The organism is Acetobacter cibinongensis (assembly GCF_000963925.1).
GTDB classification, from domain to species: Bacteria; Pseudomonadota; Alphaproteobacteria; order Acetobacterales; family Acetobacteraceae; genus Acetobacter; species Acetobacter cibinongensis.
Genome location: NZ_BAMV01000016.1, coordinates 40,609 through 54,615, shown reverse-complemented (window position 1 = coordinate 54,615; position 14,007 = coordinate 40,609). Strand labels below are relative to the sequence as shown.

The 14,007-nt window shown below is 57.5% G+C and carries 13 protein-coding genes; 2 read left to right on the top strand and 11 right to left on the bottom strand.

The genetic code is table 11. The annotated features are described in order from the left end of the window. Nucleotides 1–6 precede the first annotated feature (6 nt). The 10 genes from rpsP to ubiA all read right to left on the bottom strand — a co-directional run bounded on the left by rpsP (nt 7) and on the right by ubiA (nt 9,908). Complete coding sequence (rpsP, locus tag Abci_RS08635; protein WP_048838762.1) at nt 7–357, bottom strand: 30S ribosomal protein S16; 351 nt, start codon at nt 355–357, stop codon at nt 7–9. 46 nt (nt 358–403) lie between these two features. Beyond that, complete coding sequence (ffh, locus tag Abci_RS08630) at nt 404–1,798, bottom strand: signal recognition particle protein (protein ID WP_048838761.1); 1,395 nt, start codon at nt 1,796–1,798, stop codon at nt 404–406. Nucleotides 1,799–1,916: 118 nt separating this feature from the next. Beyond that, on the bottom strand, nt 1,917–2,420 hold the full coding sequence (locus Abci_RS08625; RefSeq protein WP_052944808.1) for a Spy/CpxP family protein refolding chaperone: 504 nt from the start codon (nt 2,418–2,420) through the stop codon (nt 1,917–1,919). An 85-nt stretch (nt 2,421–2,505) separates the two neighbouring features. Next, nucleotides 2,506–2,673 carry a hypothetical protein gene (locus Abci_RS08620; RefSeq protein ID WP_158319789.1) on the bottom strand — a complete coding sequence of 56 codons (168 nt, stop codon included), beginning with the start codon at nt 2,671–2,673 and terminating at the stop codon, nt 2,506–2,508. Between the two features lie 125 nt (nt 2,674–2,798). After that, nucleotides 2,799–3,551, bottom strand: coding sequence for an ATP12 family chaperone protein (locus Abci_RS08615; protein WP_048838760.1), 753 nt, complete (start codon nt 3,549–3,551; stop codon nt 2,799–2,801). Next, nucleotides 3,548–5,710: an AsmA family protein gene (locus Abci_RS08610; RefSeq protein ID WP_048838759.1), complete on the bottom strand. Its 2,163-nt coding sequence runs from the start codon at nt 5,708–5,710 to the stop codon at nt 3,548–3,550. The genes Abci_RS08615 and Abci_RS08610 overlap by 4 nt, the downstream gene beginning before the upstream one ends. 33 nt (nt 5,711–5,743) lie before the next feature. Beyond that, nucleotides 5,744–6,724 carry an RluA family pseudouridine synthase gene (locus Abci_RS08605; protein WP_048838758.1) on the bottom strand — a complete coding sequence of 327 codons (981 nt, stop codon included), beginning with the start codon at nt 6,722–6,724 and terminating at the stop codon, nt 5,744–5,746. Nucleotides 6,725–6,734: 10 nt separating this feature from the next. Beyond that, nucleotides 6,735–8,108 carry a replication-associated recombination protein A gene (locus Abci_RS08600; RefSeq protein ID WP_048838757.1) on the bottom strand — a complete coding sequence of 458 codons (1,374 nt, stop codon included), beginning with the start codon at nt 8,106–8,108 and terminating at the stop codon, nt 6,735–6,737. A gap of 90 nt (nt 8,109–8,198) precedes the next feature. After that, on the bottom strand, nt 8,199–8,888 hold the full coding sequence (locus Abci_RS08595; RefSeq protein ID WP_146806835.1) for a LolA family protein: 690 nt from the start codon (nt 8,886–8,888) through the stop codon (nt 8,199–8,201). Between the two features lie 96 nt (nt 8,889–8,984). After that, a complete protein-coding gene (gene ubiA / locus Abci_RS08590; RefSeq protein ID WP_048838756.1) occupies nt 8,985–9,908 on the bottom strand; it encodes a 4-hydroxybenzoate octaprenyltransferase in 924 nt (307 codons plus the stop codon). A 174-nt stretch (nt 9,909–10,082) separates the two neighbouring features. On the opposite strand from ubiA, the gene Abci_RS08585 reads away from it, so the two are divergent. Beyond that, the gene (locus Abci_RS08585; protein ID WP_048838755.1) at nt 10,083–10,841 is read left to right on the top strand and encodes a 16S rRNA (uracil(1498)-N(3))-methyltransferase; all 759 of its coding nucleotides are present in this window, start codon (nt 10,083–10,085) and stop codon (nt 10,839–10,841) included. A 78-nt stretch (nt 10,842–10,919) separates the two neighbouring features. Further along, complete coding sequence (locus Abci_RS08580; protein WP_048838754.1) at nt 10,920–12,350, top strand: glutamate--cysteine ligase; 1,431 nt, start codon at nt 10,920–10,922, stop codon at nt 12,348–12,350. Here the strand turns inward: Abci_RS08580 and Abci_RS08575 are convergent, their stop codons facing one another. Next, entirely contained in the window at nt 12,351–13,739 is a 1,389-nt protein-coding gene (locus Abci_RS08575) for an MFS transporter (RefSeq protein WP_048838753.1), read from the bottom strand. Nucleotides 13,740–14,007 lie beyond the last annotated feature (268 nt).

Below are 14,007 nucleotides of genomic sequence, written 5' to 3'. Positions count from 1 at the left end.
TCAGCCTCAGGCTGCGGCTTCAGCAGCTTTGGCTGCAGCAGCTGCACGTTCCTGAGCTTTCTTCTTAGGAGCAGCCTGCTTTGGCTGTTCACGGAAAGCAGGCTTAGGAGCCAGACCAGCGTTACCCAGGAAGCGGGCTACACGGTCGGTCGGCTGTGCACCCTGAGACAGCCAATGCGTGATGCGTTCTTCAACCAGACGAATGCGGTCAGCATGTTCAGACGGCAGCATGGGGTTATAAGCACCCACTTTTTCAATGAAACGGCCATCACGCGGTGAGCGGCTATCTGCCACAACGATGTGGTAGTAAGGACGCTTCTTGGCACCTGCGCGGGCAAGACGAATTTTAAGACTCATTCAGACTTCTCCAAACCCAGAAAAACTTGAAACAGAAACAGGTCGCTTAGCGGAAGGGACGACCACCACCAGATGGCCCTCCACCCATTCCTTTAGGCATGAGCGCGGACATTCCCTGGCGCATGAGACCTTTCACGCCAAGCTTGTTAAAGCGCTTCATCATGTCGGACATCATATCAAACTGCTTGAGCAGCTTGTTGACCTCCTGAACGGTGGTTCCAGACCCGGCGGCAATACGCTTTTTGCGTGACGCCTTGATGATGGCGGGATTTTTCCGCTCACCCTTGGTCATGGATGAAATAATTGCCTGGTGCTTTTTAAGGATGGACGTATCAAGCTCCTTGTCGCCCATTGCCTCTTTCAGCTTACCCATACCCGGCAACATACCCATGATGCCGGAAATGGACCCAAGCTTGTTGATCTGACGGATCTGAGACGCATAGTCATCAAGATCGAACTTGCCAGCCATCATTTTCTTGGCCAGGCGTTCGCCTTCTTCATGATCCAGCGTATCTGCCGCTTTTTCAACCAACCCGGCAATATCGCCAAGGCCGAGAATACGGCCAGCAACACGTTCGGGGTGGAATTCTTCCAGCGCATCCAGCTTTTCGCCAGAACCGGTCAGTTTGATCGGCGCGCCGGTAATGGCCTTCATGGACAGGGCTGCACCACCACGGGCGTCACCATCCATACGGGTCATGACAACACCGGTTACACCCACAGCCTCGTCAAAGGCTTTTGCGGTGTTCACGGCGTCCTGCCCGGTCATGGCATCGACAACTAGCAGGGTCTCGGCAGGCTGGGTTGCGGCGCGAACCTGCCGCACCTCTTCCATCAACGCTTCGTCTATGGAGAGACGCCCTGCCGTATCGAGGATGACAACGTCAAACCCTTCACGGCGCCCTGTATCCATTGCACGATGAGCAATATCAACAGGCGTCTGACCAGCAACGATAGGCAGAGACGGCACACCAACCTGCTCGGCCAACTGCGCCAACTGCAACTGCGCAGCAGGTCGCTGCGTATCCAGAGACGCCAGCAGAACCTTCTTACGCTCACGCGTTTTCAGGCGCAGGGCAATTTTACCGGATGTCGTGGTTTTACCAGAGCCCTGCAAACCCACCATAAGCACTGGCACTGGCGCTGCTGCGTTCAGGTTAAGTGGAACGGCACCCGCGCCGCCCAAGGCATCAATCAGGGCATCATTAACAATTTTGGCAACAGCCTGACCGGGAGAAATGCTGTCCAGCACTTCTGCCCCTACAGCGCGTTCCTTAACCTTGTTAACGAAGTCCTTGACCACAGGCAGCGCAACGTCTGCGTCCAGCATAGCCAGACGGACTTCGCGCATTGCTTCCAGAACATCAGCCTCTGACAGCGCACCACGTTTGGCGAGTCCATCAAAAACCCCGGAAAGCCTACCTGAGAGAGCCTCGAACAATAGCCTGTTACTCCATAAGAAAACACGCCACTGCGCGAACACTCGCGAGGTGGCGGTCCTGTGAATTGAGAGAGGGGTTAAGGCACCCCCCTCCGTCTGTCAAGAAACTTCTGGTCTTCTAGTTGCTGCTGGCTTGCGGAACCGGGTGCTGCACTTCCCGCAACTGGTCCATCAGATCCCGAATTTTGGCCTGCCGGGCTTTAATTGCGGAAAGCTGCTCAGGAGTCAGCACATCGTGAATCTGCTCTGCCACATCAAGGTGGCGGGCTTCCTGCTCAGCGCGCAGGGTAGCCTGCTGCTGTAAAAGCGCCTGAATTTTAGGGCGGTCAAGTTGCCCCGGCTCACTCAGAATATCCTGAATCTGCCGACGGACCCGGCCCAGATCATCCCGGATTGTGTCGGTCTGGTCCTGATCCCCTGCCTGTTGCAGGATGGTTTGAATTTTTTTCTGCTGCTGTTTGGTCAGGTCAATCCCTTCCAGCATGGCGGGCCCACCCCATACGGGCGTTCCTGGCCCTGCCATAAAGAGCCCAGCCGGACGTGGGGCAGCCATGGCAGGCAGCGCCGTAAGGGATATCCCTATCAGAGCGGCTCCAACGAGAAATCCAGTCCTGTATTTCATGGGTTACAAACCTTTGCTTGACACGATCAACGCAGGGCGCAGCCGCACACTCAGCGCGGCCTTTTGACCCTACCAGACTTTACGCTCAACTAAAGGAGTAAAGAATGACCACAACCGGGATAATGCCAAGCAAAAACCACGACCCCATGGCGCAGGTCGCAAAAATATGAGCCGCGCGCGCCTGAATGCGGCTGCGGCTCGATCTGACAGGTTTGGCAATTTCTGCTGGGCACAGAGTCGTGTTAGGCTGCATGACGCCCTCCTCTCACACCAATCTCAAATACAGATGGCGTACCATCCATGTGACATGGCTGAGGTCTTAAGGGCGTTAAAAGGCAAATTCGTGGCAGCTATGTCTCAAACGCGACACCAATAACTTTACGCGGCCTGCGCCAAGGTCAGGAAGCGTTTTGCGTCAGACACATCCCGCACCAAGGCTGCTATGCGGTCCGTAATCTCCGCGTCCTCCCCCCACTGCTTCATTTGTGCCTGCTCATCCAGCGTTGCGCAGGCCGCCAGTTCTTCGGCGGAAACATCAGTCTTGGCGGCAGCAAGTCCCAGCACAAAGCTGCCAAGAGCCGGAACCGTTACCCCCATAACCGCCAGCTCCGCAGGGGATGCCTGCTCCAGCACCTGCCGCAAATGGGCCAAAGCCTCAGGCGGCTGCGTAATAGGCATAAGGCCTTCTGACACGTGTAGGTCCGCACCCCATGCTTCACGGCACCATGTCAGCCAACGGTCCCACTGTTCCTGTTGCATCCGGGCCAGCGGTGACCAGCTTTCCGCCCGGTAGCACAAAAGGTCGCTCCCCGCGTAAGCAAGCAGGCTTTCCAGCACACCATCCCGCTCTGCCGGAATACGCTCCAGCATGGACCCTGCAATACCGGTAAGAGGCAGATCTTCCGGCCGGAACATACCCCCCACCTGCTGGCCTGCCTCCTGCCACTCTGCGGCCAGAGCCTCTGCCAATGCACGGCTTTCAACATTCAAGAGCGTTCGCCCCGGCAGACGGACAGGCCTGCCGTCAAGCTGCACGGTATAGCCGCCAGCTTCCGGCACAACATGCGCCTGCTTCCAGAACCGCTTACGCCCGGCAGGTGCCGCCACTGGCGGTTTGATTGCCTCCGTCACTGGAACAGTCCCAACCCGCGCAGCATATTCATAACCTTACCTTCTTTTCCTTTTTTGGGAGCCGATGCCGCAGGCCCCGCAGCGCCTTCCCGCGCAGCGGAGAGCAGGGTTGGGCAGCTATCCCCGCCCCCATCATCGCCGCCAATGGTAATGCCGTAACGGCCGCTATATGCAGGTTCCATTTTGGGAACAGGCGCTGCGAATGTTCCTGTCACCTGCACATCCGACCCAGCAGATGCACCCCCCAGCAGTACATGCGGAGAGAGATGCAGGTTAAGCGCATGATCTTCCAGCCCCACAGTGCCATGCCCATGCAGTGACAGGAAATCACTCTCCAGCCCCAGCAGGTCGAGCGTTGCCACCCCGCCAGACACCTGCATATGCGTCCCAAAACACCGGACAGGCATTTTCCCTTTTACAGGCACCTGTGGACCAAGCAGTGTTCTCAGAGCAGTTCCGCCCAAGGTGCCATCCACAATGGAAGCTCCTATATGGCCCGTGATAGTTTGCCGTATGGTCGCAGCATCCGTACCGTGGGCAGATACCGTGCCGACCAGAGTTACGATGCCCTGCACCAAGTCAGGAGCACCCAGCCATTGCTGCATAATACCAACAGGCAAGAGCACCGGACGCGCCGAAACCTCTATTTCTGGCACCGGCTGGGTCGCAGCGTAAGTAAAGCGGCCAGACTGCTGCACCCCGTTACCCTGTGCCGTCATGGGGTCCGCCGTTAAACGGGCATCATGCACAACCACATGCGTTGTAAAATCGGTCCATGCCTGCCCCTGCCATGTAATATGCGGGGTTTGAACATCCACAACGCCACTCAGCCCGCGCACCACATCTGTTGCAGTGTGTTTGCGGATAAGGCTGAGCGTATCTGCGGCATCAACATGGCCGTCAGCTTTCAGATCTTCAATCGTCGGGCGGCCCTCGCCCAACGCCAGACGGCCCAGCACGCCATGAACATCCAATGCGGAATGTCCACCGCCAAGAGTCCCGGCAATTCGCAGGTTGGAGGCACCATCCAGCACCATGAGTTCTGCCGGGGTTTCAGCATGGGCCGGGTCCATCCCCAGCGCTGTAAGCTGCGCCAGCGTACCCAGAGTGCCGCGCACGCCCAGATCCTGCGCGCCGAGCTTGCCATCCACCACCAAAGCCATTTTATCGGTCGGTTGTGTTGCATCCAGCATCAGCCGCCCTAGACTTGCGCCTGGAAAAAACTGTGACAGGTCAACTGCGCCACTCCGCACATGCAGCCCCTGCAACACAGGCTCTGCACCTTCTCCGCCGACAATGCCATCAACAGAAATATTCTGCCCTTGCGGCAGGCCTGCATGTGGAAAAAAGGCCTGAAGAGATTGGAGCTGCGCCAGAGAGCCTCCAAAGTTGACCGTATAACCGCGCTTGCCTGCCGGGTCAGTTATCGTGCCATCAATATGCGCCAGACCCGCCGGATGGCCATCCTGCTTGAAGGCAACCTTCAGTTCCACAGGCAATGTCTCTGCCGTAACTGGCATCAGGCGGCCTGTACCGCCCGTGAGAGTGACCACACTTTTATCCCGCGCAACTGTCGCGTTCAGTGTGGGATGATCGCCCTCAAGATCTTTCAGATGCAGGGTTGTCAGTGGCAGCCAGCCAGACCAGCCCCGCATGTCGTCCTGCCAGCGCACCTCACCTTTGGTAATTTGCAGCGCAGAGATGCCGAAATTCCAATGAAGCTTGCCGCCAGCAGGCCCCGTATTGCCGGCACCAACGTCAGACGCCTCGTTCGGCGCAATCTGCCAGTCCGCCCGCCCGTCTGCCAAGCGGCGCAACAGAATATGTGGCTGCGTCAGGCTGACATCATTCAGAACAATACGGTGATGAAAAAGAGGCAAGAGCGCCAGCCGAGCCCGGACCGAGTCTGCCGTCAACAGATCCGGTCCGCCTTCCTCCACCCCAGAAAGCCTGACACCACGCGCTTCCACCCAAGGGAAAGGCAGAATCCACACATGCAAGCGGTCAATTGTGAGGTGATGCCCGGTGCGCTCCTCCACCGCGGCGGCAAGGCGCACACGCAACCAATTGGCATCCTGCAAAGCAGAGACAACACTGCCGCCGCCAAGCAGCACAACGGCAGCCCCAGCCAACAGCCCTATTTTCCATTTCAGCCGCATGCGCGATCCTTGTTTTTTTATGATGCTCGTCTTTTACCCGCCACGACGAACGGGCTTGGGCGTAGAGCCGGGCACGAAACCGAGAGCACGAAAGGTCTCACGCATATGCGGCGGTAATTCGGCCGTCACCACAAGCTTGCCCCCTGCGGGGTGTGGTATCTCAAGCTGACGGGCATGCAGGTGTAACTGGTCTATAAACCCATCGACATGTGCAGCAGCCCCACCATATTTAGGGTCACCCAGAATAGGCGTGGTGAGGGATTCGCAATGGACGCGTAACTGGTGCGTACGGCCTGTCAAAGGCGACAGTGCCAGCCAGGAAAATTTACGCGCTGCCGAATCGACAACTTCATACGTGGAGCGCGCGAAAAGTGCGTCCTTATCCTTCCGGTCAGCCGCAACCATAATGGCGTTTGCCCCCATACCCAGACGGGCAAGCGGCTGGTCAATTTCGCCCTCAAGCGGGTCAGGCCGCCCGACAACAACCGCCCAGTATGTTTTTTTGACATCCCGCCCCCGGAAGGCCTCTGCCAGTTTGGCAGCCACACCGGGAGTCCGTGCCAGCAGCAGCAGGCCGGAGGTATCACGGTCAATACGGTGCACAAGGCGTGGGCGCGGGTCATCCCCCTCACGCAGGCCATCCAGCATCATATCAATATGTTTTGTAATGCCGGGACCGCCCTGCACCGCCAGCCCTGCTGGCTTGTTCAGTACAATAACCTGCTTGTCCTGATACAGGACCATGCCCTTGATCTCACGCACCAGACGCTCATCCAGCGGGCGTGGCGCATCCTTGGCAGGCTTGGCCGCCATGGGAATGGGAGGCACCCGCACGGACTGGCCGGGCTGCAGGCGCGTAGAGGCTTCCACCCGTTTGCCTTCCACACGGATTTGGCCAGTACGGCACAGTTTTTGCAACGCACCTTGTGTCAGGTGCGGGTAATGACGGCGGAAATAGCGGTCGAGGCGAATATCCGCCTCGTCATCGCTTACAGTAAGAATCACAACACTCATGGCACGATATTCACGACTGACGCCGATCCCGCAAGCGGGACCATGTTTCTAGGCGATGACGAATCTCACGTTCAAACCCTTTTCCCGTAGGCCGGTAGAAGGTTTCTCGTGACATGCCATCAGGAAAATAATTCTGACCGGAGAAGCCTTCCTCCGTGTCATGGTCATAAGCATAGCCCTTTCCGTAGCCTATATCCTTCATCAATTTCGTCGGGGCATTCAGGATATGGGCTGGTGGCATCAGGCTGCCTGTCGCCTTGGCGGCACGCCGCACTGCACCATAGGCCTTATAAACAGCGTTGGACTTGGGGGCTGTAGCCAGATGCACAACAACCTGTGCAAGCGCCAACTCCCCTTCCGGAGAGCCGAGGCGCTCATAGGTTTCCCACCCGGCAAGGGCCAATGGCAGAGCCTGTGGGTCTGCCATGCCCACGTCTTCCGCTGCAAAACGGGTCATACGTCGCGCCAGATAACGGGGGTCTTCGCCCCCTTCCAGCATTCGCGCAAACCAATAGAGGGCTGCATCCGGGTCAGACCCACGCATGGACTTATGCAGAGCAGAAATGAGGTTGTAATGCTCTTCCCGGTCACGATCATACAGCACGGCCCGCTTGGCCAGCAGACGTGAGAGCGCCTGCGTGTCCAACGGCACGTCTGTTTTATGGCTGAGCAACTGCTCCACCATATTCAAAAGGTAACGGCCATCTCCATCACCCATGGCGCGCAGGGTGGCGCGCGCCTCTTCCGTGAGGGGAAGCGGATGTCCGGTTTCTTCCTCTGCCCTGACCAGCAAAGCCTCTGATGCTGCATCATCAAGCCGGTTCAGCACCATGACCTGACAGCGGGACAAGAGAGCGGAGTTCAACGCAAAAGAGGGGTTTTCCGTGGTGGCGCCCACCAACACCACCGTACCGTCTTCCACAACGGGCAAAAAGCCATCCTGCTGGGCGCGGTTGAAGCGGTGAATCTCATCCACAAACAGCAAGGTACCGCCGCCTGTTTCCGCCTGCTTACGCGCTGTTTCAAACGCCTTCTTCAGATCTGCCACGCCGGAAAAAACGGCAGAAAGCTGCATGAACCTCAGACCGGAAGCTTCAGCCAGAAGGCGGGCAATAGTGGTTTTTCCTACACCCGGCCCACCCCATAAAATGAGACTGGCCAGAGACCCACGCTCCAGCATACGGGTAAGAGAACCGTCCGGCCCAAGGAGATGCCCCTGCCCGACAACATCCTCCAGCTTTTGGGGGCGCAGCCGGTCTGCAAGCGGTTGGTTGGGCGGTGGCCTTACAGAATGAGCCGAGGCCCCTCCGCCACCAGCATGGGACGCGGGAGCGCTCTGCCCAAACAGGTCAACCTCATCTGGCGGGTTACGCCGTGCCACCATTGCTCTCTGCCTCACCTTTCCAAACCGTGCCTCCTATATCGGGGCGCAGTCAGGTTTTTACCAGCAAGTGTGCTGTTAAAGAGGCAGATTTTATTCCGGTTGTGCTGGCAGCGTAAAGGTGCCTGCGGGAATAGCCACACCGGTATGGATGTCAAACAGGGTCACACGGGTCTCACGCCCTTGGGCGTCCAGCACGCTCCATGAGCGCAGAGCCAGCGGCTTATCGTGAAAAACAAGCGTCAGGCTGCCATCACCGGGAGCGGACGTGCGGACAACAGATACCTCGACCAGACCATTTTCATGCGAGAAGCCAGTCACCGTCACGTCTCCTGACAGGCTGACCTTGTCCCGCAGAAGCAGCCCTAATGGGGTACGCTCCATTGGAATAACAGTTGTCTGGTCAAGCTGGTTGTCCCGAAACACCACCTTGCCATCGTTTGCAACCAGCAGGAGCGGTGTTGGGGCATCATAAGCCAGACGCATCTGGCCGGGACGCTGCATCCAGACCGTGCCTGTTGTCCGCTTGTCTTCCGCGTCCAACTGCTGCATCCGGGCCTTGAGGGTGGTAATACCGTTCAGCGTCTGTTCAATCCTGGTCAGCCATGCCTTATCAGAGGCTGTGAGAGAGGCCGCCGCAGGGGCATTCTCCTGCCCGGCAACCGACATCTGCCCTTGCTGGGCGTGTACCGTCACCGGCACCGTGACCGCCGCAAGAGAAACTGCCAGCATGAAGCGGCGGAGAGACAGAACAGGCAAAGCCGTTTTCATATGTTTGGTCATTTCCAAATCTAGCGCCTTTTTAACAAGGCTATCCAGCAGACAGAACTTATGCACCTTTACTATGGCACGCCCGACAAGGCGCAAACAGGGGCAGTGTTAAACGTGAAACAACCCTGCCAATAGGGCCAAAGCAATCGCCACCCCAATTTCCCGGTTGAACCGAAACTGCGCGAGGCACAGCCTGGGGCTTTCTGGCGTAACACTAGCGGCCTGCCGTGCGAGCATGATGGCTGGCAAGACCAGAGCAGGCCACACAAGCCAGCTAGCCCCTGCCAACATAATAGCCACTGCTAGCAACACAAACATGGCTCCGTAGCAAAAACCGATAAACCCGCGAGCTTTCTGCGCCCACAGCCGGGAGGTGGATTTTACACCAATCCGGGCATCGTCTTCCATGTCCTGAAAGCCGTAAATGGTATCAAAGCCCAATTGCCAGAAAATGGTTGCGCCATAAAGCGCCGCCTGCGCCCACGACAAAGCACCCGCCGCCGCTGCATACCCCATTGGGGCCCCAAACCCGAAGGTAAAGCCCATGACAAGCTGCGGCCACCACGTAAACCGTTTGGCCAACGGATAGAGTGCCACCAGCACCAGAGAAGACACACCCAACACCCATGACAGGCTGTTGAGTTGAACCAGAACACCCAACCCTATCAGCAACAGCAGCAGGAGGAACAAAGCCGCCTGCCGCATGGTCAGAGCACCGGAAGCCAAGGGCCGGCCTGCGGTACGGGCCACCTGCCGGTCAATATCCCGGTCCCACATGTCATTCACAACGCAGCCAGCCCCGCGCATGACCAGACTGCCAATGCCAAACAGGACAACCAGACGCAGCCGCTCGGTTACAGCAACCTGCTGGGGCAGAAGAATACCCCATACACCCGGCAGAAAGAGCAACCATGTACCAATGGGCCTATCAAGCCGCGCCAGCAATGCGTAAGGGCGCAGGGCGGGCGGCAGGCGGGCAATCCAGCCTGTTACCTTAATATCAGTGTGCAGAGTAGCGGGGGAGACAGGCACGGGGCTTTGTGGTCCTAAAGGTTTGTGGTCTGGGTGATGTGCGGGTATGCCACATATTATCTTCCAGCATGAAGCGCTTTGCACATTGTCAGGTTTCTGGCTAAGCACCATATTAGTACAGAGCGTTACTATAATTGCGTTTTCAGCCCTCTTTTTTGAGCCAGACCGCCTGCCATGAGCCTCCACGCCCACCTGCCCCGCCTGTATGTACCTGCTCAGGACCTTCCTGCGGCTGAGCACGGAGCATCTTGCCCACTCTCTCCGGAGCAGGCCCGCTATCTGGGTACGGTGCTGCGTAAAACTGCCGGTGACCTTGTGCGTGTGTTCAATGCCGAGGCAGGTGAGTGGCTGGCCACGCTAGATGGGGTCCGCAAGGATAAGGGCAGCCTGACCTTAACCGAGCAACTACGCCCCTCTCTGCAAGCCATGCCAAGTCTGATACTGGCATTTGCTCCGCTTAAACGGGATGCAACAGATCTTGTGGTGCGCATGGGAACCGAACTGGGTGTGACGCACTTCATGCCAGTTATTACGGAACGCACAAACACGCACCGCGTCAATCTTGATCGCCTGCAAGCCATTGCTATGGAAGCGACAGAGCAATGTGAACGTCTGGACATTCCGCACGTTGCAGAGCCGGTGCCTCTTATGCAATGCCTTGGAGCCTGGCCGGAGGGACACCGTCTCTTTGCCGCTATTGAGCGTGGGCAGGAACGCGCTGCCTCCGGCCCACTCACTTTCCGGTCTGCCCGGGCTGGTGATGGCCTGTTAATTGGCCCGGAAGGAGGGTTAAGTGATGCTGAATGTAAAGCCCTGTTAAGCCGGCCCTGTATCGCCCCCGTCTCCCTCGGCCCGCTCATTTTACGGGCCGATACTGCCGTGGCCGCTGGCCTTGCCCTTATGGGTGATGGCTTGCGCTCTGTGCAGGATTAGTCAGAATATCATTTCGTCACTCTCTCGTTCTGGTCCGTGCCGTGCACCGGCCTGCCTTTCAAGGAACAGTAAGCTCTCATGTCTAACGCCGTTGCCCAAGACGATACGCCTGCGCACTCAGTTTCCCAGCTGGCCGAGATTTTGGCGCAAGGGTGCAAACCTCGTGACCTCTGGCGCATCGGCACCGAGCACGAAAAATTTGGCTTTATCCGGCCAGAAGCTGCTGCAAGCGGTGTCAGCCCACAAAGTGGCCGCCCTGCCTATGCGGCCCCTCCCTATGCACCCGCTGGCATTGAAGATGTGCTGACAGGCCTGCGCCAAGGTGCGCCGGATAGCTGGGAGCCTATTATGGATGCCGGCAGCATGATTGGCCTTAAAGGCCAGAATGCCGCTAAAGGCGCTGGTATTTCGCTTGAGCCCGCAGGTCAGTTTGAGCTTTCTGGCGCACCGCTGGAAAACCTGCACGAAACAGCGCAGGAACTGGCTGAACATTTTGACACGGTTCGCCCCATTGCACGTAAACTGGGGTTGGGTTTTTCTGCGCTCGGCTTCCACCCCACCGCACCGCGCAGCGAACTGCCGTGGATGCCCAAAACACGCTATGGCATTATGCGTAACTACATGCCCAAAGTTGGCAAACTTGGCCTGGATATGATGCAGCGCACCTGCACGGTTCAGGTCAATTTGGACTTTGGGTCCGAGCAGGACATGGTGCGCAAAATGCAGGTGTCTATGGCGCTTCAGCCCGTTGCCACAGCCCTGTTTGCCAACTCTCCCTTTGTAGAAGGCAAAGCGACCGACTATCTCTCAAACCGCGCCCGTATCTGGACAGATACCGATAATGAGCGCGCTGGCATGCCTGCCTGTGTGTTTGAAGACGATTTTAGCTTTGAGCGCTATGTTGAATGGGCCTTGGATGTGCCCATGTATTTTGTGGTGCGTGACGGCAAGATGCGCAACGTTGCCGGCCGCTCCTTCCGGGCGTGGATGAACGGCGACCGACAGGAAGGGCTGGAGGATATTCGCCCAACACTCAGCGACTTTGAAGACCACCTGACCACAGTGTTCCCGGATGTACGCCTCAAGCAGTTCCTTGAAATGCGCGGTGCTGATGCTGGTTCTGCTGAAATGATGGTCGCCCAGTCTGCTTTGTGGGTCGGTCTCTTGTATGATGATGCAGCCCTTGAAGCAGCTTATGAGCTTGTGCGCGAACGCCCGTGGGAAGATTACGTCAAGTTGCGTGCGCTTGTACCTGCACAGGCTCTGGACACCCCGTGGGGCGAAGGCACGGTACGGGATCTGGCGGCTCAGGTCATTGGCATTGCCATGGATGGCCTACAGGGCCGAGGCCGTGTGGACGAAGAAAGCGGGCAGGAAGAATGGGCTTACCTTGCCCCCCTCACGGCCTTGGCTGCGGGTGCGCCCACACAGGCAGAACGGTGGCTGGAACGCTATTACGGCGCATGGATGGGCGATGCCAGCCGCATCTTCCTTGAAAGCGAAATCTAACTATACACGTTGTATCAGGCGGCTGGCACTCAGTGCCGCCGCCGTTATCGCAACACAGGCGCCTGCAATAAGGCAGTTCCGTGGGCCCTCATGCGCGAACTGTACAAAAAAAGCGGCAACGCCCATGGCACCAATAGCCTGCCCCGCCTGACGCGCCACCTGCACCATACCGCTGGCTCCCCCTGCACGGGCATGAGAGGCTGACACCATCATGGCGCGGTTGTTAGGCGGCTGGAAAAAACCAAAGCCCCACCCCGCGATCCATGTCCGCCAGACTATATCAAATACGGATGGATGAGCTGGTAACAGCCACAGCAACAAAAACCCTGTTGCTGTGACAGCCAGCCCTATGGAGGAGAGCACCCCGGCCGACACACTGTCTGCCACGCGGCGCACAATAGGGGCTGCACACATAATACCTATTGGCCAAGGGGTAATGAGCAGACCTGTCAGAGCTGAGCCAAGACCCAGTTCGTCGTGCAATGTAAACGGCATGGACACGATATAAAAATTGGACGCCACAAACCCCAGACAGCCTGTAACGAATGCTACTGTGAAGTCTGGCTTCCCAAGCAGGTCAACCGGAAGAATGGGTTGCTCTACCCCGCGCTCCCGCCGCACAAGCAGCCACCCACACGCCACTCCAAAAACCAGAAGCGCCACAGACATCATCCAGCCGGACCTGTGCGCCAGACCATCACCCCCCATAACAAGCGCGCCCAGAGCCAGCACACACAAAGCACTGCCTGTGACATCTGTTTTCTGAGTGCTGCGTGGCACCTGAGGCAATGCCTTAAACGCCATGAACAAGGCCAGCGCACCAAGTGGAAGGTTGATCCAGAAAAGCCACGGCCATGAGGCAATACTTAAAATGCCAGCCGCTGCCGTGGGGCCCAGCGCCACCCCAACTGCTACAACAACACCATTAAGCGCAATACCGCGCCCAATTTCTGCATGAGGATAAATAAAGCGGACGAGTGCAATATTTACACTCATGATACACGCGCCCCCTATCCCCTGCACAGCACGGGCACCGGCCAATATGGGGAGCGAGGTTGCCATGGCGCACAACAGAGAAGACGCCATAAAAATGACTATCCCCACCCGGCACAGGCGCGCAAAGCCAACCTTGCTGCCCAGTGCCGCCAATGGCAGCAAAGAGACAAGACTGGCCAACTGATAGGCATTGACCACCCAGATTGAGGAAGAGGCCGAGGCTTTAAGGTCCACCGCAATATCGGGTAGCGCCACGTTTGCAATGGCGTAGTCCAGCAGCGCCAACAAGACAGAAAGAGAAACGGCAAATGTTGCCCATGCGCGGGCCGACCCATGCAACCCATCAGCCGGAGCGGAAGAAAAAGAGGGCTGAGAGTGCGCCGGATCACTCATAAGGGTTAGCTCCTTACGTTTTTGGTTTTGTTTATAATGGGCTTGCGCAACGCGCCCTGTGTGCCATCACCCAAAATAAAACAGAAGAGTGCAGCTTTGGCTTTGTGCCATAATTTTTCTGACAGCAGGTTATTTTTTGCGCGGTCACACTCAATCGTGCGTCAGCTTTTAGCTAAAACATGTGATGTTACCCATCAAAACCCCAGCAGAACATACCACGGGATTTCTCAGCCCCATGCAGCACAGCAAGGAGTGTTTTATAGAGTTT

Excerpts from the sequence above, each read along its gene's own strand:
- Abci_RS08575 (WP_048838753.1), bottom strand. The coding sequence starts at position 13,739 with ATGAGTGATCCGGCGCACTCTCAGCCCTCTTTTTCTTCCGCTCCGGCT.
- Abci_RS08600 (WP_048838757.1), bottom strand. The coding sequence starts at position 8,108 with ATGGTGGCACGGCGTAACCCGCCAGATGAGGTTGACCTGTTTGGGCAG.
- rpsP (WP_048838762.1), bottom strand. The coding sequence starts at position 357 with ATGAGTCTTAAAATTCGTCTTGCCCGCGCAGGTGCCAAGAAGCGTCCT.
- Abci_RS08580 (WP_048838754.1), top strand. The coding sequence starts at position 10,920 with ATGTCTAACGCCGTTGCCCAAGACGATACGCCTGCGCACTCAGTTTCC.
- Abci_RS08605 (WP_048838758.1), bottom strand. The coding sequence starts at position 6,724 with ATGAGTGTTGTGATTCTTACTGTAAGCGATGACGAGGCGGATATTCGC.
- Abci_RS08595 (WP_146806835.1), bottom strand. The coding sequence starts at position 8,888 with ATGACCAAACATATGAAAACGGCTTTGCCTGTTCTGTCTCTCCGCCGC.
- Abci_RS08585 (WP_048838755.1), top strand. The coding sequence starts at position 10,083 with ATGAGCCTCCACGCCCACCTGCCCCGCCTGTATGTACCTGCTCAGGAC.
- Abci_RS08610 (WP_048838759.1), bottom strand. The coding sequence starts at position 5,710 with ATGCGGCTGAAATGGAAAATAGGGCTGTTGGCTGGGGCTGCCGTTGTG.
- Abci_RS08625 (WP_052944808.1), bottom strand. The coding sequence starts at position 2,420 with ATGAAATACAGGACTGGATTTCTCGTTGGAGCCGCTCTGATAGGGATA.
- Abci_RS08620 (WP_158319789.1), bottom strand. The coding sequence starts at position 2,673 with ATGCAGCCTAACACGACTCTGTGCCCAGCAGAAATTGCCAAACCTGTC.